Below are 25,127 nucleotides of genomic sequence, written 5' to 3' on the forward strand. Positions count from 1 at the left end.
GACATCGCATAGATAAGGTTATCGATAATGAAAAAATTATTACCAACTTCAACGGCTGGCAGCTTACCGAAACCCTCCTGGCTTGCTGAGCCGGAGAAACTGTGGTCTGCCTGGAAATTACACGATCAGGAATTAATCGACGGCAAAAAAGATGCGCTGAGTTTGTCCTTATTCGACCAACTGCGCGCCGGTATCGATATCGTCAGCGATGGCGAGCAAACGCGTCAGCATTTTGTCACCACGTTTATCGAGCATCTCAGCGGCGTTGATTTTGAAAAACGCGAAGTCGTTAAAATCCGCAATCGCTACGACGCGAGCGTACCAACCGTGGTAGGGGCCGTTGAGCGACAAAAACCGGTATTCGTTGAAGATGCGCGTTTTTTGCGTCAGCTGACCAAACAACCGATTAAATGGGCGCTGCCGGGTCCCATGACCATGATTGATACGCTTTATGACGCTCATTATAAAAGCCGCGAAAAACTGGCCTGGGAATTTGCGAAGATACTTAACCAGGAAGCCAAAGAGCTGGAGGCCGCCGGCGTCGACATTATTCAGTTTGATGAGCCAGCCTTTAATGTGTTTTTTGATGAGGTCAATGATTGGGGCATCGCGGCGTTAGAAAGAGCGATCGAAGGGCTTAAATGCGAAACCGCGGTCCATATCTGCTATGGATACGGCATCAAGGCCAATACCGACTGGAAAAAAACGTTGGGAACCGAGTGGCGCCAATATGAAGAAGCGTTCCCTAAGCTGCAAACATCCAACATCGATATTATCTCACTGGAGTGCCATAACTCGCGGGTGCCTATGGATCTGCTCGAGCTGATTCGCGGTAAAAAAGTCATGGTTGGAGCCATAGATGTGGCAACCAATACCATTGAAACGCCGGAAGAGGTGGCCGCGACTTTACGCAAAGCGCTCCAGTTTGTGGAAGCTGATAAACTCTATCCGTCAACCAACTGCGGCATGGCGCCGTTATCTCGCCGGGTTGCTGCAGGTAAACTGCAGGCGTTAAGCGCCGGGGCGGAGATTATCCGCAGGGAGCTCCAGGGAAAATAGCCCGCTGGCAAAGGGCAGGAAAGCATCGCCGTTGCTGGCAGATGTCCAGCGAATGCAACAGCGGCAGCGGCGCTGCTGCTGGCTCTGCTTTAATATCTCACGGAGCGGTTATCGGCAGGGAAATACTCATACGCAGCGTCGCTAGTTATTTAAAATATTTATCCAGTGGATCGTAATGGCGGTATTTTCTAAAGAAAAACAGCCAGTAGATAAAGCCCAGAATAGCGCCCAGCCCGGCAAACTGCAGATAAAGCGTTTTACGCCGGACAAGCAGGTCGACAAATGAATACGCGCTTTTCCACATATCAATAATGCCACCGTTTATCACCAGATCTGTAAACAGCGCAAGCGCCGGCAGGGCAACGGCGTACGCGGCCATAAGGTATAAAAGGGCCGCAATCCTCATTTTGGTATTGATGTGCATGTGCCGTTCCTTGTCCGAGTTTTTAAAGCATAACATAGCTTATCAAGAACCAGCCTGCGATCGGCATTAGCCGATGCGGACACGATCGTTGGCTCCGAAAGGACCATTTGGATATGAAATCCAGATGGTCCTTACTGCCTGCTGCTAGTGATTATGATCTCTGAGAAAGACGGTTAATACATCCTTAGGCGGGGTCACGCCACATTCAGAAAGCAACCAACCGAGAGCGCCGCGATGATACGTACCATGAAAAAGTACATGATTGAGCATATCCAGTGCTTTCATTTCACCCTTCCCGCCATCGACAAAGCGGAATTCTATACTATGCGAAAAATCAACGGCGCTCATGGTGCTCACATATTGAATATTCCAGTCTGTACATTCGGTCATCTTTGACAAAAGTTCATCAGCAGACGGTGTCTCTGGCGTATTAAGCGCTGTGTAACCGTGTTTTTGCCCGCTAATATTAGCCCTGAAAATCATATCCACCACATAAATATGATTCATGAGCCTGAGCATAAGATGGTGTTTATGGGCATAAACCGAGGTATCAACACGTTTTATTGCTTGTAACGTTTCTGCGTCTATCCATTGCTTATACTTAAATAACGTAACTACCTGATCCGCACCCATATATCGCCTCCGTTTTACATTAAACCATCATATCAGCAACATATGCAGAGGGAAATCTTCTCATCCTGACAGGCAGCACCCTGCAGTAGAAATTATGTCATTCCTTTGAATCAGCGTGTCGTTTTTCCTGCGAATGCAATACGGCTGCTTTTTGTCACCTCGTTTTTTCATTCAAACCCGCTATCAACAAATAAAGATAACCCAACCATGTACCCTGGCGGCGTGAAAAATCCGCTGCTTGTCGCATGCATAAGATCTATCGAGCAATATTTTGTATTTAAGGTGAAGGTTAATTTCACATCATGGAGGCTGAATTTTCGGCGCAAATATCGAATAAATGTGAAAATCAAATGGACATCAGATTACAAATCATTACATTAAATTGCACAACATTTCAGAAAACGGAGTTTTTGATGTCGTGTGTGTCATTTCCCAGGTATGGGATTCTGCTGGGCAGCCTCACTGCAACAGCCCTCCCGGCAGCGCCCCTGAGTCCTGCGGACCAGAATGCCATTGAGCAACAACAAAAGGCATTGCTGGAACAGACGCAACAGCAGCGCGATATGCTCCGCCATTCCACATCCGCGCCCTCTCTCCCGGAAGCACCCCCTTCAGAACCAGACGGTCAGTGTTTTCAGCTCCGGTATATCCGGCTGGAGAACGTCACAGTGCTCCCGCGCTCTGCCGTGCGAAAACTGACGACCATCCCGTTACAGGGCTGTATGACGCTCCCGGATATCCGGGAGCGGGTGCGGGATGTCACCCAGGACTACCTTTCCCGGGGATTCATCACTTCACGCGCCTGGCTACCGGAACAGGATATTTCCGGAGGAACGCTGGTCATTGCCGTCACAGAAGGGAAGGTGGAAGCCGTCACGCTGGAGGGGCATGAGGAAAATGCCATCAGGATGGCTTTTCCCCGGACGGAGGGCCGGGTACTCAATCTCCGGGATACTGAACAAGGTCTGGAGCAGCTTAACCGTCTGAACTCACGTCCACTGACCGTAGATATTCTGCCGGGGAGCCGGGAAGGTTTTTCCCGGGTAACGCTGGTACCGGTCAGCCAGCGTTTTCCCGTCAGTCTTGATGTGGGCGCAGATAACAGCGGGCAGAAAAGTACCGGCAGCGGACAGCTGAATGCCCGTCTGACAGCAGACAATCCGCTGAGCCTGGCGGACCAGTGGACGCTGGCCGCAGGCAGGGACAGTGAGTTTCACCATGACAGACGCAGCCGTAATATTCAGGCCGGCGTTTCGGTTCCTTACGGGTACTGGTTGTTCAGCGCGCAATATGCGTGGTCCGATTTTTATCAGACGCTTTCTGTTAGTGGGGCCCCGCAGCGCTGGCGCTATGAAGGCACCGTGCAGTCACAGCGGCTGGCCGCCAGCCGGACGCTACTGCGTGACGGTAAGCAACGTCTGGCGCTGGATGTCGCCTTATCCCGCCGGAAAACCGAAAACCGGCTGGGCGGCGTACGTCTTGACGTCAGCAGCCCGACGCTCAGCAGCGTGACTGCCGGACTGAGCTACAGCCGGAGTATCGGTGGAGGCTATCTCACGCTGGGTCCGTCCCTTTCTCACGGCGTCCCGTTCGCCGGCGCGACACGTGATGACCCGGCGCATCCCGGCCTGCCCCGCAGCGAATTCCGGCGCTTCAGCGTTAGCGTAAGCTGGTTTTACCCCATGACATCCTCTGTGTACTGGCTGACCTCAGCCTGGGGGCAGACCACGCCTGACAGACTCTACGCCAGTGAGCAACTGTCCGTCGGAGGGCAGTATTCGGTCAGGGGGTTTAAAGAGCAGTATCTCAGCGGTAACCGCGGCAGCTACTGGCGCAATGAACTGACATGGCAATGGATGACGGTGCCGGGCGTGGGGGCATTCTCAGCAACGGGTGCACTGGATACCGGGCATGTCATGCGCCAGGAAGGGATAACCGACGGCGGAACGCTGACAGGGGCTTCCGTCGGACTGGAGCTGGCTGGCCGCTGGTTCAGCCAGTCCCTGACGCTGGGGGTGCCGCTGTCGTACCCCGACAGACTCACTCCGGATAAACACGTGGTTTACTGGCAGGCCACCGTTTCACTTTAACTGCCGGCACACAGCAGGGGCTATGACGGCTCCTTAATACAGGATGTTCTGACATGGATAAACTCGCACATCCGCTGGCCCGTGGGGCCAGCTGGCTGCTGATATACCTCACCGCCGTTCAGCCTCTGCATCCCGCTATTGCCGCGGGTATCACTGCCGCGAATGGCAACACTCAGGTCGCGATGAAACCCGGTAATGTCCCGGTGGTGAATATCGCCACGCCCAACGCGGCCGGTATATCGCACAACACCTACCAGGATTTTAACGTGGGAACGCCGGGCGCGGTGCTGAATAACGCCACGCAGGGCGGGAAAACACAGCTTGGCGTCACCATCGACAACGGCAATGCCAGACTCAAAGGTAAACCGGCCGAACTGATTATTAACGAGGTGACCAGCGGCAACCGTTCTGAACTGAAAGGCAGGCTGGAAGTCTTCGGCAATAAAACCGGCGTGATGATTGCCAACCCGAATGGCATCACCTGTGACGGATGTGGTTTCATCAATACCCCGTCAGTCACTCTGACGACGGGCAAACCGCAGTTTGATAAACAAGGGGCGCTCGATGCCCTTGAAGTCAAAAAAGGTGCGGTGATTATCGGCGGTAACGGCCTGGATGGGGCCGGTGCTGAATATGTTGATGTCATCAGCCGGGCCACTGAACTGAACGGCAAAATTAACGCGAAAACCCTCACCCTGACTCAGGGAGCGAACCGGGTCAGCTTTAAGGACGGCACGGTAAAACCCATTGCTGGTGAGGGTGCAAAGCCTCAGCTTGCTGTCGATACAAAGGCGCTTGGCGGCATGTATGCCGGTAAAATCCGCCTGGTCGCCACTGAAGCCGGGGTCGGCGTCAACCTGAGCAATGTGACATCCACTCAGCGGGACATTTCCCTGACGACGGCCGGAAAAATCACCCTCAGTAATGTCAAAGCTCAGACAGACCTGAATATCAGCGGCCGGGAAATCGTTACGCTAGCCGGCAGCAGCGTGCGTGCAGAGCGTGATCTGACGCTGGCGGCGACCACAGTGGATAACCGCAGCAGCACCACAGCCCACGGGGATATGCGGGTATTTGCGTCAACGGTGCGCAACACGGGAAACGGTGCGTCATTACACAGCCATAAAAATCTGTGGATACAGAAGGATGCTCAGGGTAATAAAGCCAGTCTGGTGGAGAACCGGTCGGCGACGATAAAAACGAACACGGGTGACCTGGTTATCAGGACTGACCGTCTGGAAAATACGATAAGTAAAGCTGACACCGTCGTCCGGACCGAGCGACCCACGACAGCACAGGTTTCAGACTCCCGACTGGGCTGGCATCCTTTCAACAGCGGCAGAGGGCAGGGTATAGCCCATGTCGTGGGAGATATGGACGCTGGCGAGCCGGATAAGTGGTTTGGTAGTGTCGATTTCAAAAACCTGGCTGTCCTCCAGACTGAAAAACAACATTATACGGCGCAGACAGAAGGAGCCCGCCCGGTTATCAGTGCAGGAAATAATCTTTATCTCAATGCCGGCGACCTCATTAACCGTCTGGGGGACATCTCCGCAGGCCGGGATGCGGTGCTTACCGGTCGCAGTCTTGTCAGTGAAAGTCGTTTCGAAGGTGTGCTGGGTAAGTATCTGACCTATGTATATAATCCATATATTGGCAGTCTGTCCCCGGAGCCACAGGGCGGCGGGACTTTCCCCGGCGATTTAATTCACACCAAGGAAGTTGTTAAATTTCGCCATACCGGAGAGACAACAGACTGGATACCAGGCCGGTTGCTGGTTTCACGCATCAGTGCCGGAGGAAATCTGGTTGCTGATTTTTCTGAACGTATTGAGAGTAAAGAGCCCTACGTCACGAACGTTCAGTATTCGGGAGTGATAGCCCGGCCTGACACGATGACGGCAAAAAATATCCTGCTGCGCGCCGGAAGCATTGTTACCACCGATGTGATGAAGGCCTCAGGGGATATTACCTTACAGTCAGACCGTGGCACAAAAATGGCGCTGGCGCTGATGACGGCCGGAAAGGATATCTCGGTTCTGGCGGGCGTAAGTGTTGAATCCTGGCAGAGTGAGCTCAAAGGACAGAACATTACCCTGGTCAGTCGCGGCGGAGATGTCACCTCTCATACCAGCGAGTGGCCCAACTTTTTCCATTCTGACGGGCTACGCTGGCTGGGAAGCCTGGAGGCTTCACGTGATTTATCACTCACCGCAGGTGGCAATATTCTGCTCAGGAACACACGTTTTCCTGTTCTGAGCCAGAATATTTCTCTGGTTGCGAACGGGGATATCACGTTTGATAAAAATGACGCCATGCTGTGGCACGGGCGACCTGGCACAGTCCTGACCTACGCCCGCAAGCAGGAACTGTTTAACCGGATGTTGCCCGGAGAGCCGCTGCGTGCTTCGGGTGATATCACCCTGAGCGGCCGGCGTCTGTCTTTGTATGGCGCAGGGCTCGAAGCCGGCGGGAATATCAGCCTCTCATCGGCTGCCAATACTGACCTGAACATGCGGAGCCTGAGTGACCTCTACAGTGAGTTTTTTCCGGACAGCCGGATACCTGAATTACGCAGCAACCTGAAAGCAGGAAGTAATCTGCTCATCAGCTCAGCGGCAGATATCGGCGTGCAGGGCGCTCATATTGTCGCCGGGAAAACTGCGACGCTGCAGGCAGGGAAACTTCTCTGGCTGGGCGCATACGGATATGGCGTAACGGACAGTAGTAATGACAATAACAGGGATGAACTCAACGTACTGACCCGCCTGCACGGTGCGAAAAGCCTGACTCTGGCGGCAAACGGGGGTATCCAGGCTGACGGCAGTACGCTGACCTCTGACGGTAACATCACGCTGACCTCCGGCGGGAATATGCAGTTTCAGTCCGCCCGGGGGACGGTATACCGTGAGTCCAGGAACAGCTGGACGGAAAGCGTTAGCCAGACAGGCGTCACGCTGAATTCAGGTGGAGCACTGACGGTTATCTCGGGTGGCAGCATTCTTTTTCAGGCATCGCGTTTACTGGCAAAGGGGGCGATGGATGTTGCAGCAAAAGGTGGCTGGCTCTATGCCCAGGCGATGGAAGAGTTCAGTCATTACGAACGTCAAACTACGAAGAGAAAGTGGTGGGGTAAAAAAACCACTGTCAAACAAACGAAACATACCACCACCAACCGGGTGACGGAGTTTATTGCGGGAGGCAATCTCAGCCTGCTGAGTCGCGATGATAGTACCTATGAAGCCAGTAAAATCGAGGCAAAAAAGAACGCCACGCTGACCAGTACCAACGGCAAAGTTAATTTCCTGGCCGTGAAAAACACCACTTTCGAGCAGACTGTCAGCACCTCGAAAGGCTTCTATATCAAACAGGCAAATAAAGGCTACAGCGAAGGTAAATGGGTGCTTCCGTCTATTCATGCTGGCGGAAAATTGACGGTCAACGCGGCCAGCGGCATCAGTGCCGATATCAAAGCGAAAAATGGTCAGGCTTTGCAGGGCGCGATTACTGCTCTGGCGGCGTTACCCGGTACAGAGTGGCTGAAGGGACTGAATTCACGCAGCGATGTTCAGTGGAATACGGTTAAAGATGCTTACGACAGCTGGAATTATAAAAGTCAGAGCCTGAATCCGGCAGTGGCGGCAGTAATCGCTATCGCAGCAGCTGCGGCCACCGCAGGCAGTTCACTGGCGGCGACAGTTGCATCTTCAGTAACTTCCACCGTGGGTGGTGGCGCAGTAACGACCGGAGCGGTTACAGCCGGGATGTCTTCGCTGGCTGCACAGGCCGCCGTGGCACTGGTGGAAAATCAGGGAAATCTGTCAAAAACGCTGTCGGCGCTGGGAAGCAGCAGTTCGGTCAAATCGCTGGCCACCTCTATGGTTATCGGGGGCGCGCTGGCGGGCTTTGATAAGGTCATGAATATTGATGTTCCGCCCGACAAGGCCCAGTTACCGGCGCTGGTCAAAAACGAGGGATGGGGAAAAATCGTCCAGCGCGTGGCCGGCCAGTCGGTTATCAGCTCAAGCCTGAACACAGCCATCAATGGCGGCAGTTTTAAGGATAACCTGACTAATGCCCTGCTGGCGAATATTGGCAACCAGATTAATGCCGAAGGGGCCGGGCTGATTGGCGATAACGGCGAGATACTGGGCGTGCCGGGTAAATCGCTGAGCCATGCGGTGGTCGCGGGTATCAGCGCTGAAATTGGTCGTGGTGACGGGAAAGGAGCGGCGGCTGGGGCGTTAGCGGCGGAGCTGGCCGGGGTTATCATGCAAAGTTCTTTGTTTGAGCCGGCTAATCTGAATGAACGGGAACGTCAGTTACTGCGGTTGCAGGAAGCCTTAAAGGGTAACGAGGCAAAAGAGCAGACGGCACGCGTGATTGGCGCGTTGACTGGTGCGCTGATTACGCACACACCAGAAGGTGTATACAGCGGTGCGGATAGTGCTCAGAACGTATTTCGCTACAACATGACGGAACATATGTTGCAGCAGTATGCCCTGGATAATCAGCGGGATATTCTGGCAGCCAGTAAAGGAGATACGGCGGCGGTGAAGCGTGTTCAGGCCCGGCTGGAGGCTGCCACTATGGTTGCTGTTACTGCTGGCGGTGGCTTGGCTGTCACCGCCGGAGGATTAACAATCCTGGGGGCTGCGCCCGAAATAGTTTTAGCCGCTCGTCTGATTATTGCAGGATGTAAAACTAACCCAGCAATATGCGTAAATCAGGCGGGTATCTATGCTGTCGACATTATCGCGCCCGAAGCAATAATAGGAACAGGACCAATCGTCGCCGGTACCACACTGGTTGTGGGAAAAACCATTGACAGTACGAAAAAACTAGCTCAACAAGCTACAAATACAGCTGAGGATGCTATAAAAAACATGGCATTCAATGTTCAGCCTGTTACTGAAATTGTTAATAAAGAAATTGCTGGTTTTAGCTTATCGGCTAAAACCATATCTTCATTAAATGATGCTACAAAAAATGTTAAAGAAGCAACATTCTCTCGTGTGGGGAGATGGATGTCGCCTGCTGAGTTTAATAAAATGCAACTTACAGGAAAAGTTGTTCAAGGGGGGGGAGGGCAAACTTTTGTGTCTACCAATGGCGTTTTAGATTATAAGGGGGCTGCATCTCCTGGATCGATTTATGTTGAGTTTGACGTTCCTACGAGCAGCTTATTAAAAGGTGGAAAAGATGGTTGGTTCAAACTAATTGGGCCAGATGCAAATGCTTCACAGCAATTATTGCTGAACAAGCAAGGGGGCACTCAGTCACCCGATGTTAAGAATATTGTGATTTTGGACAAAAAATAGGTAATCATTTTATGATGAGAGTGGAATATTTTAAAGAAAATATAGAGCCACATTTGGAAGGATATGAGTTTACATATTCTACCTTCCCCGAAGGAGATTTTGGAAAACTGGAACGTGTTGAATTTAAAGGGAAAAATAAAGTTGGAGCGATTGATTTTTGGTCGCAGGGATGGGTGGGGATGGATATCTATGACTTGGAGTTGGATGACCAAGTTTTTAACTTGTTGCTAGATCCAGATGAAGAAAAACACGATGCCATAGCAAAGTTAATTAACATCTTGAATAATAGGTGAGTTTAAAACTGGTCAGGGAACAGGAAATATTTCAAAGTTTTTCTGACCATGTTTTTTGATTAGAACTAGGTTTTTCCCTTACGGGGAGGAGGAGAAGCAGCTAACGCGTGAGATGCGGCGGTCTCAGCCCGGAACAGTTTGAAAACCAGAATCTCGCTTAGGGCTGTGTCCACATTACGTGGGTAAGATCAGTATGCCCTGGATAATCAGCGGGATATTCTGGCAGCAAGCAAAGGAGATACGGCGGCGGCGAAGCGTGTTCAGGCCAGGTGGGAAGCAGCCTCGATAGTGGCAACCATAGGTGATGGTGGTCTGTTACTCGCTGTGGGAGGTGTGACTCTGGTGGGAGCTGCGCCAGAATTGGTTCTGGTCGCACGACTGGCGATTGCCGGGTGTAAAACCAACCCCGCGCTTTGTCTGAATCAGGCGGGTATTTATGCGGCAGACATTGTGGCACCAGAGGCCATCATTGGTACAGGCGCTATAACGGCTGGCAGCACATTTATTCTGGGTAAAACCGAAGACAGCATGAAGACGCTGGGTCGACAGCTGGTGAACGTTTTCGATGAGTTTAATCAACCAAAAAGGTTCAATACCCAGCCTGTTGCCAGCTTTATCAAAGGAGAAACAGCCTCCGGGGCTAATCTTTCTACGAAAACGGCAGATTATGTCAAAAGCCTGCAAAGAGATAACACCGCCAAATTAGTAGGTGTTTTTAATAAACAAAACCCAAACGCTGAATTAAATGTTTTTGGGAAATCTTTACAGCAAGTTTTGGCCCCGGAGGGAGTGACACAAGGGGTAGGACTAAAGTTTTTGCTTCAGAAAAATTGACTGAGGATGAAATTATTAGTTTTGCTACATCTTTAACTGGTGGAATACCATTTAAAGAGAGCGTTCTTTCTGAAGGGAGGCTGATGTATGCAAAGATAAACGATAATCAGACAATCAACATTCTGGAATTTTTCAACTTCCTCAGAGATAACTGGAGCAAGATGGACAATTGAAATCATTGAGAATGCTGATATTAAATCTGTCTCTAAGACATCATTGAATAGATTTGAAGTGGGATTTAGATAGGGGAGAGGTACAGTGACATATTTAACCGAAGAACAATACCAGGATCGGAAAGAGTTACTGCGAGGGGCTTCTACGACTATGTTATGGAAAAATATCGACCCAGATAGTGTTGATGGCGCCTGTAAGCTAACCTATCAAGAAGAAAAATCGCTTTATATCTGGTTCATTTGGCGTTTATTGGAAGATGGTGAGATCAAACTTGCTCGCCACGGGAAGTTTCTCCCTGGAAGCATCGACAAGCAGATCGAGGTTTTTGAAAGGGCATTTCCTAAAACTGAGGATGATATGAATTGTGATGCATTTGAGGGGTTTTGGTTTTTAAGTGAAAATTGTCCGGCTGGAATTTTCTGGATTCATGAAAACGGCTATCAGGATTGGACTTAGTAAAGATATTTTAACCTACTACCAAGTTTTTTAAATTCCCGGGCTAGATGGTATTATGAAAACTGTGACAAAAATAAGAGTATTCTTTATCCTTCTCAGGTGAAAAGGATTTCTTTGTTATTTGCTATGGTTCCCGAAGAAATGAAAGGGTTGCTTGAATGGAATGGCCCTTGCTGTTAGACGTTTTAAGTGTTTAATGCTAAAGATTGTTTAGGCTCTCAGGGGTGAAGCAATTAGCGTGTAATTCAAGTATGAAGGCATAGGAAGTATGGAAAAAAAAGACGTATACCTTGAGATTTACCAGAGTTCTATACAACAAATAAATCGTGTTGCAACCAAGAGTGGGTTATTAAAATGTTTAGATAAATCAATATATTATGAGGCCCAGCTTATTCATAAGTTTTCTTTTTTACTTAAGAATGAGTATTTTAATGATATGGACATTGATTTTTTAAATTGGGGGGCGAAGAACTACTATGAAATGTGTGATGTGAAAAAGAGCGTACTTTATAACGAGCAGTTGCAACGACTTTCAATGCTCTTCTCTCTTGTTCCGGAAGAAATGCGGCATAAACTTGAGTGGGATGGGCCAGAAATAAAATAGGATTCATATATACCGTAATGATAACAATTAAGTTAGTACCCAGCGCTGATGGAAAGATCGTCTTGAGTCAGGGTCTACAGGAAAACGACGGATATGAGTTTCGTAGAGAAATAACGACGCTAGCCAAAAAAGGAACGCCCCCTGGAGCATCGGCAGCAGGGGGCGTTTACGGGTGAGGATTATCGTCGTTCATCAGTCATCCCATTTGTGGCTTAAATACGCGGCAAGAAATCCAAAGAACACGATGGTTCCCAGAACCGCCATAAATACATGCATATTTCCCAGCATGATTAACCTCCATTAGTTTTGCTATGCGCTAAGTTGTCCTCATTCAACAGGTTTACGGTTGTTGAATATATCTTAACCTGCGCAATCTAAACAAATGCTTAACAAATTGCCGGAAGTGACTATTTTACAGGCGAAAAAGCCGAATTTCCGTCAGGCTGCACACTTTTTAGCTACTGCGATGGGCTAAGCGCATACTGCTGGCGCAGGTTGTGGCGTTGGCGAAACCACACCGAACAGCTGTAAATTAATAATTAACAAGCATAAGCGGTAAAAAAATACTTTATAAATAATCTTTAACGATATCAATGCTGATATTAAAAATTACGGTGTTGAACAATGATTTATTGAGTAAGGCCGCAATTAAAAATAATTATGCTCTATAGTTAACGAGTAGCACAACGCTGCATATCCTAATGGAGTTGCCCATGAAATCTTCAACTGTAAATTCAGAGAAAGATCAGCCTAAACAGCCTCAAAAAATGCCTAAAGATGATAAAGGCAGCCAGAAACCGAACAAAAGTAAATAATTCTTACATAAGTTGTTTAAGGAGGCATTATGGTAGAACGTCCTGATATTACTGAACCGCTCCCGGGTACAGACCCTTTACCTGACGAAGATTTACCTGAAAGTCCGGACGTAAACGATCCGGTAGATCCTGAAGACCCGGATGAGATTAAATAATTACCATCTGGCTATTCATAAAAACCGCCCAATATTATGGGGTCAGTTCACCCGGGCGGTTTATTTCTATTACAACGACCCTTTCCGTAGGCTAATTTAAGCGCTGTAAAGGAACACCACATCTGCGGCGACATTCAGCCTAATGGTGGAATTAATAAGCGGTTTAAAGCTTTTGGTCTACATCAACGCGTTGGCACTAGTCTGTCCGGTCAGTTTGCTCCCTTTTTCGATACTGCAACGGGCTAAGATCAAACTGCTGGCGAAAGTGGTGGCGCAGGGTGCTGGCGTTAGAAAAACCGCAAAGCTCGGCAATCTGTTCAACGCTCAGCCGGCTGTGGGTTAAATGCTGCGTGGCGCGCTGCAGGCGCTCGTCAAGCAGCCAGCGGGCAGGGGTTTTGCCGGTGGCGTCTTCGAAACGGCGCAAAAACGTCCTGGGGCCCATGCCGGCTCTTGCCGCCAGAGATGCCACGGTGTGGCTAGCGGCGAGATTCTGATGTAGAAAATCAAATAATTGCCCCAGCCGCAGACTCTCCCGCGCTTTAGCCACCGGGCGAACAATCTGCTGCGCCTGCCCGCCGTCGCGATGGGGGGAAACCACCAGGCGTCGGGCGACAAGATTCGCCGCGTCGAGGCCAAAGTCCTCGCGCACCAGGTGCAAACATAAATCGATACCCGCGGCGCTGCCTGCCGAGGTCATTACGCCTTCTGCGCCGACGTACAGCACGTCATCGACCACTTCAATCTGCGGAAACCGCGCCCGCAGCTGGTCGGTATAGCGCCAGTGGGTGGTCGCCTGGCGGCCGTTCAGCAACCCGGCGGCGGCCAGAACGAAAACCCCGGAACAGATAGAAATGATCCGGCAGCCTCGCGCATGGGCGGCGACCAGCGCTTCGCACAGCCGCGGCGGCACGGGGGAGTCGATACCGCGCCAGCCCGGCACCACGATGGTGTCCGCTTCGCCTAACAGCGCCATGCCGCCGTCGGTCATCAGCCGAATCCCGCCGGTCGCCCGCAGCTCGCCTTCGTCGACGGCGGCCACGGCAAAACGATACCAGCGCTCGCCCATCTCAGGGCGCGGCAGGCCAAAGATCTCGACGGCGACGCCAAATTCAAAGGTACACAGGCCATCGTAGGCCAGAGCAACAACCCGATGATGTGACAACGTCACGGATGGAATTGTCATGATTTCAGCGTTTTCAGTCATGGTTCTCGGCAGATGTCGCGCAGGCGGTTAATTAAAGTAGTGGTATCACAGACAAGGAGAAGATGCCATGAGTGTTGTAACCGCGATTGCCCCCGCCAGTTCTACCGACGCTGCCGCCTGGTTTCGTCATAAGCTAAGCCTCGAGACCGACTGCGCCGATGTCTACAGCGCGATGCGCGAAGGAGATGTGGATTTTGTTCTGCTACATGTCGTCGGCAGTGAGGAAACCTTTGCCCGTCGCCACCTCCCGGGTGCTCTGCATTTACCGCACCGGCAGATTGATGAAGCCAGAATGGCGCAATGGCCTCAGGAGACGCTGTTTGTGGTCTACTGCGCCGGGCCGCACTGCAACGGGGCGGACGTCGCCGCCATGAAGCTGGCGCTACTGGGGCGTCCGGTCAAAATGATGCTCGGTGGCCTGACCGGCTGGGAAGATGAAGGCTTGCCCTTCGCAAAATGAATTTATTTCATGTGCCATGAAATATTGTCGTTTGCCGATGAATCCTCAGCATGCCAGTATCTGGACATATAGCCATCCAGAAGTCTAAAAATTCAAATAATGAACTATCACGGTGGGCAACTAACCTTGCCCGCCGCTAAGGAGACACCATGCAACGTCATCAGGCCCCGTTCCGCGCAGATATCGTCGGCAGCTTTTTACGTCCGGACGCCATCAAACAGGCCCGCCAGCAGCTGGCCGCAGGCGCTATTGACGCGCAGCAGCTGCGGCAGATAGAAAATGAGGCGATTCGCCATCTGGTGCAGCAGCAGTGCGAGTGCGGGCTGCACGTGGTGACCGACGGTGAGTTTCGCCGCGCGTGGTGGCACTTTGATTTCTTTGACGGTTTACAGGGCGTTGAGCGCTACGATTCAGAAAAAGGTATCCAGTTCAACGGGGTACAGACCAAAGCGCACGGGGTTCGCGTCACCGGTAAACTGGCCTTCGGCGATCACCCGATGCTGGAAGATTTTCGCTATCTGAAGAGCGTCAGCGGCAGCGCGCAGCCGAAAATGACCATTCCCAGCCCGAGCGTGCTTCACTTCCGCGGCGGGCGCAAAGATATCGACGCGACGGTATATCCGGACCTCGCCGACTATTTCGATGACCTGGCGACCACCTGGCGCGACGCCATTCGCGCCTTCTACGATGCGGGCTGCCGCTATTTACAGCTCGATGACACCGTCTGGGCCTACCTGTGCTCTGATGAACAGCGTCAGCAGGTTCGCGATCGCGGCGAAGATCCGGATGAACTGGCGCGCATTTATGCCCGCGTCCTGAATAAGGCACTGGAAGGGAAGCCGGAGGATCTGACCGTTGGCCTGCACGTGTGTCGCGGTAACTTCCGCTCGACCTGGATCTCCGAGGGCGGCTACGAGCCGGTAGCCGAAGTGCTGTTCGGCGGCGTTAACATCGACGCGTTTTTCCTCGAATATGATAACGACCGCTCCGGCGACTTCGCGCCGCTGCGCTATATTCGTCCCGGCCATCAGCAGGTGGTGCTGGGGCTGATCACCACTAAAAACGGCGAGCTGGAAAACCCGGAAGGCGTGAAGGCTCGCCTGCGGGAAGCGGCGCAGTACGTCCCGCTGGCGCAGATCTGCCTCAGCCCGCAGTGCGGCTTTGCCTCCACCGAAGAGGGGAATTCCCTGACGGAAGCCCAGCAGTGGGACAAAGTCCGCCTGGTTACCGGCATCGCCGCACAGGTCTGGTAATCTCTTCATAGCGCAGCGTTGCACTATTTTAAGGCAACGCGGCGCACTCCCTTTTATTTCCCCCATATTCCGCCGCGCTTTCAGGCTATTTCGCAACCTGGCATTGTTTTTGCCTTATCACTTCCGGTTAGTCGTTAATTCATTTTTTGTCTTTGCGCTATTCAGGAGTGACACACATGCAGCGTCGTACATTATTAAAAGCTTTTGCTCTCTCCGCCTCTGTTATCAGCATGGGCTTCTCCCTGCAGGTTTATGCCGCCGACACCATTAAAGTCGGCATTATGCACTCGCTTTCCGGGACGATGGCGATTTCTGAAACCCCGCTGAAAGATGTTGCCCTGATGGCTATCGACGACATCAACGCCAAAGGCGGCGTGCTGGGTAAAAAACTGGAACCTGTCGTGGTGGACCCGGCGTCAAACTGGCCGCTGTTCGCCGAAAAAGCACGGCAGCTGCTGACCCAGGATAAGGTGGCGGCGGTGTTCGGCTGCTGGACCTCCGTATCGCGTAAATCGGTTCTGCCGGTGTTTGAAGAGCTGAACGGTCTGCTCTTCTACCCGGTACAGTACGAAGGCGAAGAGATGTCGCCGAACGTGTTCTACACCGGCGCGGCGCCAAACCAGCAGGCAATTCCGGCGGTGGAATACCTGCTGAGCGAAGACGGCGGCGGGGCGAAACGCTTCTTCCTGCTGGGTACCGACTACGTCTATCCGCGCACCACCAACAAAATTCTCCGCGCTTTCCTGCATGCCAAAGGGATTCAGGATAAAGATATCGAAGAAGTCTATACCCCGTTCGGCTACAGCGACTATCAGACTATCGTCGCCAACATCAAGAAATTTTCCGCCGGCGGCAAAACGGCGGTGGTTTCTACCATCAACGGCGATTCCAACGTCCCGTTCTATAAAGAGCTGGCCAACCAGGGCCTGAAAGCGACAGACGTGCCGGTGGTGGCTTTTTCCGTGGGGGAGGAGGAGCTACGCGGCATTGATACCAAACCGCTGGTGGGCAACCTCGCGGCGTGGAACTACTTTGAATCCGTTGATAACCCAACCAACAAACAGTTTGTCGCCGATTATCGCGCGTACGCCAAAGCCCACAAGCTGCCGAACGCCGATACCGTCGTAACCAATGATCCGATGGAAGCGACGTGGGTTGGCCTGCACATGTGGGCGCAGGCGGTGACCAAAGCGGGCACCACCGATGTGGACAAAGTGCGCGAAGCGATGGCCGGGCAAACCTTTAAGGCGCCGTCAGGCTTTACCCTGACCATGGATGCCACCAACCACCATCTGCATAAACCGGTGATGATCGGCGAAATCGAAAGCAACGGCCAGTTTAACGTGGTCTGGCAGACCGAAGAACCGGTACGCGCCCAGCCGTGGAGCCCGTGGATTGCCGGTAATGACAAAAAGCCGGATCACCCGGTGAAAACCGCCAGCAACTAAGCGCCAGACCCCGGCGCTGCGCCGGGATGATTGACTCAGTCCTCCGGGCCCAAAGCCCGGATTTCCCCGAAAAGGAGAACGACCATGAACGCATTGCGCCTCATGTGTTACTTCGCGCTGCTCATGGTATTGCTACCGTGGCGGGCGCAGGCAGCGGACGCCGACGATTTTGTGGCGGCCAATCGCAGCCAGCAGGCTCAGCTGCTTGAACGGTGGGCCGCCGCGCCCGAAGCCTCGCGTTTACCGCTGCTGCGGGCGCTGAAGAGCGAAACATTACAATCGGACAGCGGCGGTCATGCGTTCAGCAAGCAGGGGGAAACGCTGCTGGCGCTGGGCGCGGTTGCGGCGCCCGAGGGGGCGACAAAACCGGTACGCCTGACCAACCGCCTGCGTAACCTGGCGGCAGGCGCGCTGGCGACGCATTTACTGGTAAGTGACAACGTCACTGAAAGGGCGGCGGCGGTGAAAACCCTTCAGCGCGAAGCGACGCCCGAGATGGCGGGTCTTCTTCAGCAGCGTCTGACGGCGGAAAGCGACGGCGCGGTGAAATCGCAGCTGGAAATTGCGCTGGCCCGTTTACAGCTTGCCAGCCCGCAGCCCGCGCAGAGGCTGGCGGCCATCGCGCTGCTCGGCCACTCCGGCGACCCGGAAACCCAGGCGCTGTTGACGCCGTATACCGATGCGCAACATGAGCCAGACCCGGCGATTCGCGCGGCGGCCCAGGAGAGCCTGAGCAAAATCCAGCATCGCCTGCTGTTGGGCGATCTTCTCGGCCAGGCTTTTATGGGCCTGTCCCTCGGCTCGGTCCTGCTGCTCGCTGCGCTCGGCCTGGCCATCACCTACGGTCTGCTGGGGGTGATCAATATGGCCCACGGTGAGATGCTGATGATTGGCGCCTACAGCTGCTGGCTGGTGCAGCAGGCGCTGGCGCAGCTGGCTCCGCAGTGGCTGGCCTTCTATCCGCTGATTGCGCTGCCGGTGGCATTCCTGATCACCGGCGGTATTGGTATGGCGCTGGAACGCACCGTGATCCGCCATCTCTACGGGCGCCCGCTGGAGACGCTACTCGCCACGTGGGGCATCAGCCTGATGCTCATCCAACTGGTGCGAATGCTGTTCGGCGCGCAGAACGTTGAAGTCGCCAATCCGGCGTGGCTCTCCGGCGGCGTGCAGGTTCTGCCGAATCTCATCCTGCCGTGGAACCGTCTGGCGGTGCTGGCCTTTGTGCTACTGGTGCTGCTCTTCACCTGGCTGACGCTGAACAAGACCCGGCTGGGGATGAACGTGCGGGCGGTGACGCAAAACCGCGCGATGGCGGCCTGCTGCGGCGTGCCGACCGGGCGCGTCGATATGCTGGCGTTTGGCCTCGGCTCGGGGATTGCCGGGCTGGGCGGCGTCGCGCTGTCGCAGCTCGGCAACGTCGGGCCGGAGCTGGGCCAGGGCTATATTATCGACTCCTTCCTCGTGGTGGTGCTCGGCGGCGTTGGGCAGCTGGCCGGCAGCGTGGCAGCGGCATTCGGTCTTGGCATCTTTAACAAAATCCTTGAACCGCAGATGGGGGCCGTGCTGGGCAAAATCCTGATCCTGGTCTTGATTATCCTGTTTATCCAGAAACGTCCCCAGGGACTGTTCGCCCTCAAAGGGAGGGTTATTGACTGATGAGCCAACCTATTACCTTAACGCTGGCGCGTAAAGCGCCGCGCCCGCTACGCTGGCTCGGCGTCGTGCTGCTGCTGGGGCTGTTGAGTATGCCGTTTCTGGCGCTGCTGCCGGCCACGCATCCGCTGGCGGTCTCCACCTGGCTGCTGACGCTGACCGGCAAGATCCTCTGCTACGCCATTGTCGCCGTGGCGCTGGATTTGGTCTGGGGCTATGCCGGGATGCTCTCGCTCGGCCACGGGATCTTTTTTGCCCTCGGCGGCTACGCCATGGGCATGTACCTGATGCGCCAGGCGGCGGGCGACGGATTACCGGCCTTTATGTCGTTTTTATCGTGGAGCGAACTGCCGTGGTTCTGGTGGGGCACCCAGCATTTCGCCTGGGCCATGCTGCTGGTGGTGCTGGTGCCCGGTCTGCTGGCCCTGGTGTTCGGCTGGTTTGCCTTTCGCTCAAAAATCAAAGGCGTCTATTTTTCGATCATGACCCAGGCGCTGACCTACGCCGGGATGCTGCTGTTTTTCCGTAACGAAACCGGCTTTGGCGGGAACAACGGTTTTACCGGCTTTACCACGCTGCTCGGTTTCTCCGTCACCGCCATCAGCACCCGGGCGACGCTGTTTATGGCGACGGTGTTGCTGCTGCTGCTCACCCTGTGGATTGGCTATCTGCTGGCGCAGAGTAAATTTGGCCGCGTGCTGACGGCGGTGCGGGATGCGGAAAACCGCCTGATGTTCTGCGGTTACGATCCGCGCGGCTTTAAGCTGCTGGTATGGACGCTTTCAGCCGTACTGTGCGGCCTGGCGGGGGCGCTGTACGTGCCGCAGGTCGGGATCATCAACCCCAGCGAAATGTCGCCAACTAACTCTATTGAAGCGGCGATCTGGGTGGCGCTCGGCGGGCGCGGAACCTTAATCGGTCCGGTGCTCGGCGCAGGTCTGGTCAACGGCGCGAAAAGCTACTTTACCGTGGCGATGCCGGAGTACTGGCAGCTCTTTCTCGGGCTGATTTTTATTATCGTGACGCTATTTTTACCGCGTGGGGTCATTGGCCTGCTGCGTAGAGGAGATCGCTGATGCAACCGGATGAGGAGCTCTTCACCCGCCAGCTTCCGACGGACCGTTTTCGCGAGCAGACCGATCCGGTGCTGCAGCTGGAAGAGATTAACGTCAACTTTGACGGTTTTCAGGCGCTGACCAACCTGTCGCTGCAGATTGGCGTCGGCGAGCTACGCTGCGTGATCGGGCCGAACGGCGCCGGGAAAACTACTCTGATGGACGTAATCACCGGTAAAACCCGGCCGCAGAGCGGCAGGGCGCTTTACGATCAGTCGGTGGACTTAACGACCCTCGATCCCATCGCGATCGCTCGCCAGGGCATCGGGCGCAAGTTTCAGAAACCGACGGTTTTTGAGGCGCTGACGGTGGCAGAGAATCTCGAACTGGCAATGAAAGGCGATAAGTCGGTGTGGGCCAGCCTGCGGGCGCGTCTGAACAGCGAGCAGGCTGACCGAATCAGCGAAACCCTGCGCCTGCTGCGGCTGGAGGGCGAACGCTATCGACCGGCGGGATTGTTGTCGCACGGGCAAAAGCAGTTCCTTGAAATCGGCATGCTGCTGGTGCAGGAGCCGCATCTGCTGCTGCTGGACGAACCCGCCGCCGGGATGACCGATGCGGAGACAGAATATACCGCCGAGCTGTTCCGCACCCTGGCCGGGCAGCATTCGCTGATGGTGGTTGAGCATGATATGGGCTTTGTCGAGACTATCGCCGACCGGGTGACGGTGCTGCATCAGGGGCAGGTGCTGGCGGAAGGATCGCTGCGGGAAGTGCAGGCCAACGAACAGGTGATTGAAGTTTATCTCGGACGCTAAGGAGCGCGGATGCTACAGGTTAATCAACTACACCAATACTATGGCGGCAGCCACATTCTGCGCGGAGTGGATTTTGCCGCCCGCCAGGGCGAGATCACCTGTCTGCTCGGGCGCAACGGGGTGGGGAAAACCACTTTGCTGAAGTGTCTGATGGGGCTGATCCCGGCGCGCAGCGGGGAGGTGCTGTGGCAGGAGAAGAATATCACCCACCGTAAACCGCACCAGCGGGTACAGTCAGGAATCGCCTACGTGCCCCAGGGGCGGGAGATTTTTCCACGCCTGACGGTCGAGGAGAATCTGCTGATGGGGCTGTCCCGCTTTCCCGCCCGCGACGCGCGCGCGGTGCCGGAAGAGATTTATCAGCTGTTTCCGGTGCTCAAAACCATGAAGCAGCGGCGCGGGGGCGACCTCTCCGGCGGCCAACAGCAGCAGCTGGCGATTGGCCGGGCGCTGGCCAGCCGTCCGCAGCTGTTGATTCTTGATGAACCGACGGAGGGTATTCAGCCGTCGGTGATTAAGGAGATTGGCGAGGTTATTCGCCAGCTGGCGAACCGCGGGGATATGGCGATTCTGCTGGTGGAGCAGTTCTATGATTTCGCCGCTGGTTTAGCGGATCGCTATCTGGTGATGTCGCGCGGCGCGATTATTCAACAGGGCAACGGCGGCGATATGGAAGCCGAAGGGGTCCGCGGGATGGTCACCATTTAACCCTTCCCGGATGGCGGCTGGCGCCTTATCCGGGCTACGGGTCCCCATCAGTCTGCAGTCCTGTAGCCCGGGCAAGGCGCGTTAAGCGCCGCCCCCGGGAAAAACGCTCAGAGGGCTATTTGCGCAGCAGCCGCTGCAGACGCGCCTGACGCCAGCTGTTGATCCATTCGCCAAAAACAAACAGGCGCAACCCTTTAACCGCCAGCAGCGTCCCCCAGATGATGGCCACCCATGCGGACCAGTAGCTGTCTGCGCCAGTCAGCCAGTTCAGCAGCGCCAGCAGAACGCACACGACCACGGCTACCGTCAGAGAACGAAAAAAACGGCTCTCGCGTTCGACGCGGGCTTTAGCTTCCTCAATGCGCAAATCCAGCGACTCCTCATGACCCTCCGGCGACTCGCCGCTAATCTCGGCGACGTTGACTTCAAACACCGCCGCAAGCGCGCTGAGCGTCTCAAGGCCGGGACGGTCGCCGTTCTCGATGCGCTGAATGGTGCGCACGCTCAGGCCGGCCAGTTCGGCAAGCTGCTCCTGTGACCAGGCGCGCTGCAAACGTAATTGTTTAACCTGATTGCTGTTGTTCATTGTTTCTATCTCCGGGTGAAAACCTGAGATGGAGTATTATCGAGCGGGCTGTCGGGCACCACGATCGGAACCCGACAGGGACGCGACAGCAACCTGACAGCCGCACGGCGCCTGACCTCAGGCGCTGGCGACCGCGTTGCCGTTCCACGGACGAACGTTCATCCCACGGAAAATCATCAGCCATGCGGCGATAATAGCCAGCATCAATATCGCAAACAGCGACCAGTGCGGTAAATGAGTCAAAATCGTCCCGGTTAACATCGGGTTAAAGGCCGCTCCCAGCCAGCCCAGCGACTGGGCGGAAAAGTAGCTGGCTTTCATGCCCGGCGGCGCAATGTTATCGATCAGCATATATTCACCCGGCGCGTAGATAACCTCCCCGAGGGTAAAAATGGCGGCGGAGACGCCCCACAGCAGCAGGCTATTATCGGAAATGACAAAACCGCCCAGTCCGATCACAAAACAGACCGTCCCAAAGGTCATCAGCGGGCGAATATTGCGAGCGGTCAGGCGACGGCCGACGGCATACTGCAGCGCCACCACCACGGCGGCGTTGACCGGCAGCACCACGGCAACCACTTTTTCGGCAAAGTCGCTATCGGCAACCACCAGCACATACTGGGAAATACAGGAGGCGAACGAACCGCCGACAAAAGAGGCCAGCAGGCCGGAGAGGGTAAACCATAGCAGAGCGCGATCGCGCAGCAGCACCGACGGCGACCACTGGACCGCGTTATCCTGAGCAACCGCGGCGCTGGTGCGCTGAACAAACAGCTGAATAAATACCAGCGGTAGGGCGGCGCAGCCGGCGGCCAGCCAGAACGGCAGGTTAATGCTGTGCATCACCAGCAGGGTGCCGATCGGCGGCCCGACGGTCCAGCCAATATTGAGGAAGGTGTAGTTGAGGGAAAATATTTGCGCTTTCTTCTCCGGCGAGAGTACGTCGGCGAACCACGCTTTCAGCACGGTTGAGAATACGGAGTAGGCGCAGTTAATCAGCGCGAAGAAAAAGACCACCAGCGCGACGCTGTTAACCAGCGGAATCGCGATAAAACCGCCAATAAACGCCAGCACGGCCAGGGTCATATAGCGCTTTTTATCGAACTTATCGGCGAGAATGCCAAAACCCATGCTGAACAGCACCCCAACGATCAGCGCACTCGACAGCGCATAGCCGATTTTATCCACCTCCAGCTGATATTGACGGGTGAGGTAGATCGTCATAAAAGGCAACGTTGCGCCACGGCCAATGGTTAACAGCAACGACGAAGCCAGCAGCGCTGCGGTTGAGCGCCTGAGTGTCGGTATCATTTTTTCCTTGCCTGATGTGATGTTATTTTTGTTGTCACGATCACAAATAGCATGCTAATCGAGGCTTGTATAGTTCCCATCGGTAATGAAAAGCACGCCAGCGCCCTACCGAAAATAATGATCTATGCGGCGGGCGAATTATTCGTTACTTTGATTTTGTTCACAAAAATTCCAATAACAACCGAGGCGGGTATGACGCGTAAAGACGGGCTGCTGGCATTGCTGGTGGTGGTGGTATGGGGGCTGAATTTCGTGGTGATCAAGATGGGGCTGCATAATATGCCGCCGCTGATGCTTGCCGGGCTGCGCTTTTTGCTGGTGGCTTTCCCGGCGCTGTTCTTCGTCGCGCGGCCAAAAATTCCGCTAACCCTGCTGCTGGGCTACGGCCTGACGATTAGCTTCGGTCAGTTTGCGTTTCTGTTCTGCGCAATTAGTCTCGGCATGCCAGCCGGGCTGGCATCGCTGGTGCTGCAGGCCCAGGCCTTTTTCACCATCATTCTCGGGGCGTTTATTTTCGGCGAACGTTTGCAGGGGAAACAGCTGGCGGGGATCGCGCTGGCGATTTTCGGCGTGCTGGTGCTGGTCGAAGCCAGCCTCGGCGGCCAGCACGTGCCGCTGGTGGGCTTTATGCTAACGCTGGCCGCGGCGCTGAGCTGGGCCTGCGGCAATATCTTCAACAAGAAAATTATGTCGCATGCGAGCCGGCCGCCAATTATGTCTTTGGTGGTATGGAGCGCGCTGATCCCGGTGCTGCCGTTTATGCTGGCGTCGTGGATCCTCGACGGTCCGCAGGTCATGGCGGCAAGTCTGCTGGATATCGACCTGCTGACGATTCTGTCGCTGCTGTATCTGGCGTTTATCGCCACGATTGTCGGCTACGGGATCTGGGGAGCGCTGCTCGGCCGCTATGAAACCTGGCGCGTGGCGCCGCTGTCGCTGCTGGTGCCGGTGGTCGGGATGGCCAGCGCCGCCTTATTGCTCGGCGAGACGCTGAATAGCCTGCAGCTGCTGGGGGCGGTACTGATTCTGGCCGGGCTGTATATCAACGTGTTTGGCCTGCGGATCGCGCGTCCGGGCGCGGCGCGGGGGTAAAAAAAAGCCCCGGTAACGGGGCTAAAGGGATTTTACAGGCCTTGCTGGTTGTAATACGGTACGCCCAGTTCATCTGATTTATCACTGCCCGAAGCCATGTGATTGAAATCAAAAGGCGAATCATTATGTTCGGAAGGAATAATCATCGCATCCCGGTTGTTGTGACGAACAGGAGTGCTGGTTTGCTCCGCGTAACTTTGGCCTGAGGCCAGCGCCAATAGCACGATGGCGGCGGAAGCGAATAGTTTCATGATTTCCTCAATACGTCTTTTTGCAGGCGGTTAACAACAGTTGTTTAGTGGGAGCAGGTAGCGCGACTCGCCCGGTACGTTGGTAATACGGTACTGGTGCGGCGGAACATCGAAATAGTTTTTGAAAGTTCGCGTCAGCGTTTGCTGCGATTCAAAACCGTAGCGCTCGGCCAGGTATAAGATAGGCTCGTTGCTCTGCTTCAGCTTCTGCGCGATCTCGGTCAGCTTACGGCTGCGGATGTACTGTCCCAGCGAGTGACCGGTCTCTTTCTTAAACATTCTTTGCAGGTGCCACTTGGAGTAACCTGAGCGCTCTGAAACCTTCTCCAGCGACAGGGGCGATTCCAGGTTATCCTCGATCCACGACAAAATACTATGGATAGTGATGGCGTCGTTATTGCGTCTGGACATCATCTTACCTCTTCTT

At 54.4% G+C, this 25,127-nt stretch carries 24 protein-coding genes; 16 read left to right on the top strand and 8 right to left on the bottom strand.

From position 1 onward, the window contains the following. Positions 1-27: 27 nt before the first annotated feature. The gene (locus GUC22_RS12125; protein WP_004136288.1) at positions 28-1,059 is read left to right on the top strand and encodes a methionine synthase; all 1,032 of its coding nucleotides are present in this window, start codon (positions 28-30) and stop codon (positions 1,057-1,059) included. A 145-nt stretch (positions 1,060-1,204) separates the two neighbouring features. Here the strand turns inward: GUC22_RS12125 and GUC22_RS12130 are convergent, their stop codons facing one another. Beyond that, positions 1,205-1,483, bottom strand: coding sequence for a hypothetical protein (locus GUC22_RS12130; protein WP_004136290.1), 279 nt, complete (start codon positions 1,481-1,483; stop codon positions 1,205-1,207). A 144-nt stretch (positions 1,484-1,627) separates the two neighbouring features. Continuing rightward, positions 1,628-2,116, bottom strand: coding sequence for a DinB family protein (locus tag GUC22_RS12135; RefSeq protein WP_116954145.1), 489 nt, complete (start codon positions 2,114-2,116; stop codon positions 1,628-1,630). A gap of 413 nt (positions 2,117-2,529) precedes the next feature. Between GUC22_RS12135 and GUC22_RS12140 the strand changes: the two genes are divergently transcribed. The 6 genes from GUC22_RS12140 to GUC22_RS12165 all read left to right on the top strand — a co-directional run bounded on the left by GUC22_RS12140 (position 2,530) and on the right by GUC22_RS12165 (position 11,888). Beyond that, positions 2,530-4,206, top strand: a complete 1,677-nt coding sequence (locus GUC22_RS12140; RefSeq protein ID WP_116943639.1) for a ShlB/FhaC/HecB family hemolysin secretion/activation protein — start codon at positions 2,530-2,532, stop codon at positions 4,204-4,206. A 53-nt stretch (positions 4,207-4,259) separates the two neighbouring features. Beyond that, positions 4,260-9,527 carry a DUF637 domain-containing protein gene (locus GUC22_RS12145; protein ID WP_224393339.1) on the top strand — a complete coding sequence of 1,756 codons (5,268 nt, stop codon included), beginning with the start codon at positions 4,260-4,262 and terminating at the stop codon, positions 9,525-9,527. Between the two features lie 11 nt (positions 9,528-9,538). Continuing rightward, positions 9,539-9,820, top strand: a complete 282-nt coding sequence (locus GUC22_RS12150) for a hypothetical protein (protein ID WP_064342747.1) — start codon at positions 9,539-9,541, stop codon at positions 9,818-9,820. Positions 9,821-10,108: 288 nt separating this feature from the next. Continuing rightward, positions 10,109-10,654 (top strand): hypothetical protein, encoded by a 546-nt coding sequence (locus tag GUC22_RS12155; protein WP_224375422.1) that lies wholly within the window; start codon positions 10,109-10,111, stop codon positions 10,652-10,654. Positions 10,655-10,978: 324 nt separating this feature from the next. Further along, on the top strand, positions 10,979-11,284 hold the full coding sequence (locus GUC22_RS12160) for a DUF596 domain-containing protein (protein ID WP_102649760.1): 306 nt from the start codon (positions 10,979-10,981) through the stop codon (positions 11,282-11,284). A 268-nt stretch (positions 11,285-11,552) separates the two neighbouring features. Further along, positions 11,553-11,888 carry a hypothetical protein gene (locus GUC22_RS12165; RefSeq protein ID WP_049089017.1) on the top strand — a complete coding sequence of 112 codons (336 nt, stop codon included), beginning with the start codon at positions 11,553-11,555 and terminating at the stop codon, positions 11,886-11,888. Between the two features lie 192 nt (positions 11,889-12,080). On the opposite strand, the gene mgtS is transcribed toward GUC22_RS12165, so the two are convergent. Beyond that, a complete protein-coding gene (mgtS, locus tag GUC22_RS12170) occupies positions 12,081-12,176 on the bottom strand; it encodes a protein MgtS (RefSeq protein WP_049089018.1) in 96 nt (31 codons plus the stop codon). 556 nt (positions 12,177-12,732) lie between these two features. Between mgtS and GUC22_RS27515 the strand changes: the two genes are divergently transcribed. Next, positions 12,733-12,858 (top strand): hypothetical protein, encoded by a 126-nt coding sequence (locus tag GUC22_RS27515; protein ID WP_098065871.1) that lies wholly within the window; start codon positions 12,733-12,735, stop codon positions 12,856-12,858. Positions 12,859-13,054: 196 nt separating this feature from the next. Here GUC22_RS27515 and ftrA read toward each other — a convergent pair whose 3' ends face one another. Beyond that, on the bottom strand, positions 13,055-14,062 hold the full coding sequence (gene ftrA, locus GUC22_RS12175; RefSeq protein ID WP_064342744.1) for a transcriptional regulator FtrA: 1,008 nt from the start codon (positions 14,060-14,062) through the stop codon (positions 13,055-13,057). Between the two features lie 67 nt (positions 14,063-14,129). Between ftrA and GUC22_RS12180 the strand changes: the two genes are divergently transcribed. From GUC22_RS12180 to urtE, 7 genes are all read left to right on the top strand, one after another. Then, positions 14,130-14,522 carry a rhodanese-like domain-containing protein gene (locus GUC22_RS12180; RefSeq protein WP_004136302.1) on the top strand — a complete coding sequence of 131 codons (393 nt, stop codon included), beginning with the start codon at positions 14,130-14,132 and terminating at the stop codon, positions 14,520-14,522. A gap of 149 nt (positions 14,523-14,671) precedes the next feature. After that, positions 14,672-15,775: a cobalamin-independent methionine synthase II family protein gene (locus GUC22_RS12185; RefSeq protein WP_004136304.1), complete on the top strand. Its 1,104-nt coding sequence runs from the start codon at positions 14,672-14,674 to the stop codon at positions 15,773-15,775. A gap of 176 nt (positions 15,776-15,951) precedes the next feature. Beyond that, a complete protein-coding gene (gene urtA, locus GUC22_RS12190; RefSeq protein WP_004136305.1) occupies positions 15,952-17,223 on the top strand; it encodes an urea ABC transporter substrate-binding protein in 1,272 nt (423 codons plus the stop codon). An 84-nt stretch (positions 17,224-17,307) separates the two neighbouring features. Continuing rightward, positions 17,308-18,882: an urea ABC transporter permease subunit UrtB gene (urtB, locus tag GUC22_RS12195; protein WP_004136307.1), complete on the top strand. Its 1,575-nt coding sequence runs from the start codon at positions 17,308-17,310 to the stop codon at positions 18,880-18,882. Then, positions 18,882-19,955 carry an urea ABC transporter permease subunit UrtC gene (gene urtC, locus GUC22_RS12200; protein WP_024358055.1) on the top strand — a complete coding sequence of 358 codons (1,074 nt, stop codon included), beginning with the start codon at positions 18,882-18,884 and terminating at the stop codon, positions 19,953-19,955. The genes urtB and urtC overlap by 1 nt, the downstream gene beginning before the upstream one ends. Further along, on the top strand, positions 19,955-20,752 hold the full coding sequence (gene urtD / locus GUC22_RS12205; protein WP_024358056.1) for an urea ABC transporter ATP-binding protein UrtD: 798 nt from the start codon (positions 19,955-19,957) through the stop codon (positions 20,750-20,752). The genes urtC and urtD overlap by 1 nt, the downstream gene beginning before the upstream one ends. A gap of 9 nt (positions 20,753-20,761) precedes the next feature. Further along, a complete protein-coding gene (gene urtE, locus GUC22_RS12210; protein WP_014229495.1) occupies positions 20,762-21,460 on the top strand; it encodes an urea ABC transporter ATP-binding subunit UrtE in 699 nt (232 codons plus the stop codon). Positions 21,461-21,575: 115 nt separating this feature from the next. On the opposite strand, the gene GUC22_RS12215 is transcribed toward urtE, so the two are convergent. After that, the gene (locus GUC22_RS12215) at positions 21,576-22,046 is read right to left on the bottom strand and encodes a helix-turn-helix domain-containing protein (protein ID WP_024358057.1); all 471 of its coding nucleotides are present in this window, start codon (positions 22,044-22,046) and stop codon (positions 21,576-21,578) included. 117 nt (positions 22,047-22,163) lie between these two features. Beyond that, the gene (gene ydeE / locus GUC22_RS12220) at positions 22,164-23,357 is read right to left on the bottom strand and encodes an efflux MFS transporter YdeE (protein WP_024358058.1); all 1,194 of its coding nucleotides are present in this window, start codon (positions 23,355-23,357) and stop codon (positions 22,164-22,166) included. A 192-nt stretch (positions 23,358-23,549) separates the two neighbouring features. Here ydeE and eamA point away from each other — a divergent pair, with 192 nt between their 5' ends. Further along, positions 23,550-24,449: an O-acetylserine/cysteine exporter gene (gene eamA, locus GUC22_RS12225; protein ID WP_024358059.1), complete on the top strand. Its 900-nt coding sequence runs from the start codon at positions 23,550-23,552 to the stop codon at positions 24,447-24,449. Between the two features lie 32 nt (positions 24,450-24,481). On the opposite strand, the gene marB is transcribed toward eamA, so the two are convergent. Both marB and marA read right to left on the bottom strand, forming a co-directional pair. Continuing rightward, complete coding sequence (marB, locus tag GUC22_RS12230) at positions 24,482-24,700, bottom strand: multiple antibiotic resistance protein MarB (protein ID WP_004119836.1); 219 nt, start codon at positions 24,698-24,700, stop codon at positions 24,482-24,484. Between the two features lie 30 nt (positions 24,701-24,730). Then, the gene (marA, locus tag GUC22_RS12235; protein WP_004102351.1) at positions 24,731-25,111 is read right to left on the bottom strand and encodes an MDR efflux pump AcrAB transcriptional activator MarA; all 381 of its coding nucleotides are present in this window, start codon (positions 25,109-25,111) and stop codon (positions 24,731-24,733) included. Positions 25,112-25,127: the final 16 nt, after the last annotated feature.

Source organism: Klebsiella sp. MPUS7, from assembly GCF_009905335.1.
GTDB lineage: Bacteria > Pseudomonadota > Gammaproteobacteria > Enterobacterales > Enterobacteriaceae > Klebsiella > Klebsiella grimontii.

Coding starts and splice junctions, on each gene's coding strand:
- GUC22_RS12125 (WP_004136288.1), top strand. CDS start 28: ATGAAAAAATTATTACCAACTTCAACGGCTGGCAGCTTACCGAAACCC.
- GUC22_RS12130 (WP_004136290.1), bottom strand. CDS start 1,483: ATGCACATCAATACCAAAATGAGGATTGCGGCCCTTTTATACCTTATG.
- GUC22_RS12135 (WP_116954145.1), bottom strand. CDS start 2,116: ATGGGTGCGGATCAGGTAGTTACGTTATTTAAGTATAAGCAATGGATA.
- GUC22_RS12140 (WP_116943639.1), top strand. CDS start 2,530: ATGTCGTGTGTGTCATTTCCCAGGTATGGGATTCTGCTGGGCAGCCTC.
- GUC22_RS12145 (WP_224393339.1), top strand. CDS start 4,260: ATGGATAAACTCGCACATCCGCTGGCCCGTGGGGCCAGCTGGCTGCTG.
- GUC22_RS12150 (WP_064342747.1), top strand. CDS start 9,539: ATGATGAGAGTGGAATATTTTAAAGAAAATATAGAGCCACATTTGGAA.
- GUC22_RS12160 (WP_102649760.1), top strand. CDS start 10,979: ATGTTATGGAAAAATATCGACCCAGATAGTGTTGATGGCGCCTGTAAG.
- GUC22_RS12165 (WP_049089017.1), top strand. CDS start 11,553: ATGGAAAAAAAAGACGTATACCTTGAGATTTACCAGAGTTCTATACAA.
- mgtS (WP_049089018.1), bottom strand. CDS start 12,176: ATGCTGGGAAATATGCATGTATTTATGGCGGTTCTGGGAACCATCGTG.
- GUC22_RS27515 (WP_098065871.1), top strand. CDS start 12,733: ATGGTAGAACGTCCTGATATTACTGAACCGCTCCCGGGTACAGACCCT.
- ftrA (WP_064342744.1), bottom strand. CDS start 14,062: ATGACTGAAAACGCTGAAATCATGACAATTCCATCCGTGACGTTGTCA.
- GUC22_RS12180 (WP_004136302.1), top strand. CDS start 14,130: ATGAGTGTTGTAACCGCGATTGCCCCCGCCAGTTCTACCGACGCTGCC.
- GUC22_RS12185 (WP_004136304.1), top strand. CDS start 14,672: ATGCAACGTCATCAGGCCCCGTTCCGCGCAGATATCGTCGGCAGCTTT.
- urtA (WP_004136305.1), top strand. CDS start 15,952: ATGCAGCGTCGTACATTATTAAAAGCTTTTGCTCTCTCCGCCTCTGTT.
- urtB (WP_004136307.1), top strand. CDS start 17,308: ATGAACGCATTGCGCCTCATGTGTTACTTCGCGCTGCTCATGGTATTG.
- urtC (WP_024358055.1), top strand. CDS start 18,882: ATGAGCCAACCTATTACCTTAACGCTGGCGCGTAAAGCGCCGCGCCCG.
- urtD (WP_024358056.1), top strand. CDS start 19,955: ATGCAACCGGATGAGGAGCTCTTCACCCGCCAGCTTCCGACGGACCGT.
- urtE (WP_014229495.1), top strand. CDS start 20,762: ATGCTACAGGTTAATCAACTACACCAATACTATGGCGGCAGCCACATT.
- GUC22_RS12215 (WP_024358057.1), bottom strand. CDS start 22,046: ATGAACAACAGCAATCAGGTTAAACAATTACGTTTGCAGCGCGCCTGG.
- ydeE (WP_024358058.1), bottom strand. CDS start 23,357: ATGATACCGACACTCAGGCGCTCAACCGCAGCGCTGCTGGCTTCGTCG.
- eamA (WP_024358059.1), top strand. CDS start 23,550: ATGACGCGTAAAGACGGGCTGCTGGCATTGCTGGTGGTGGTGGTATGG.
- marB (WP_004119836.1), bottom strand. CDS start 24,700: ATGAAACTATTCGCTTCCGCCGCCATCGTGCTATTGGCGCTGGCCTCA.
- marA (WP_004102351.1), bottom strand. CDS start 25,111: ATGTCCAGACGCAATAACGACGCCATCACTATCCATAGTATTTTGTCG.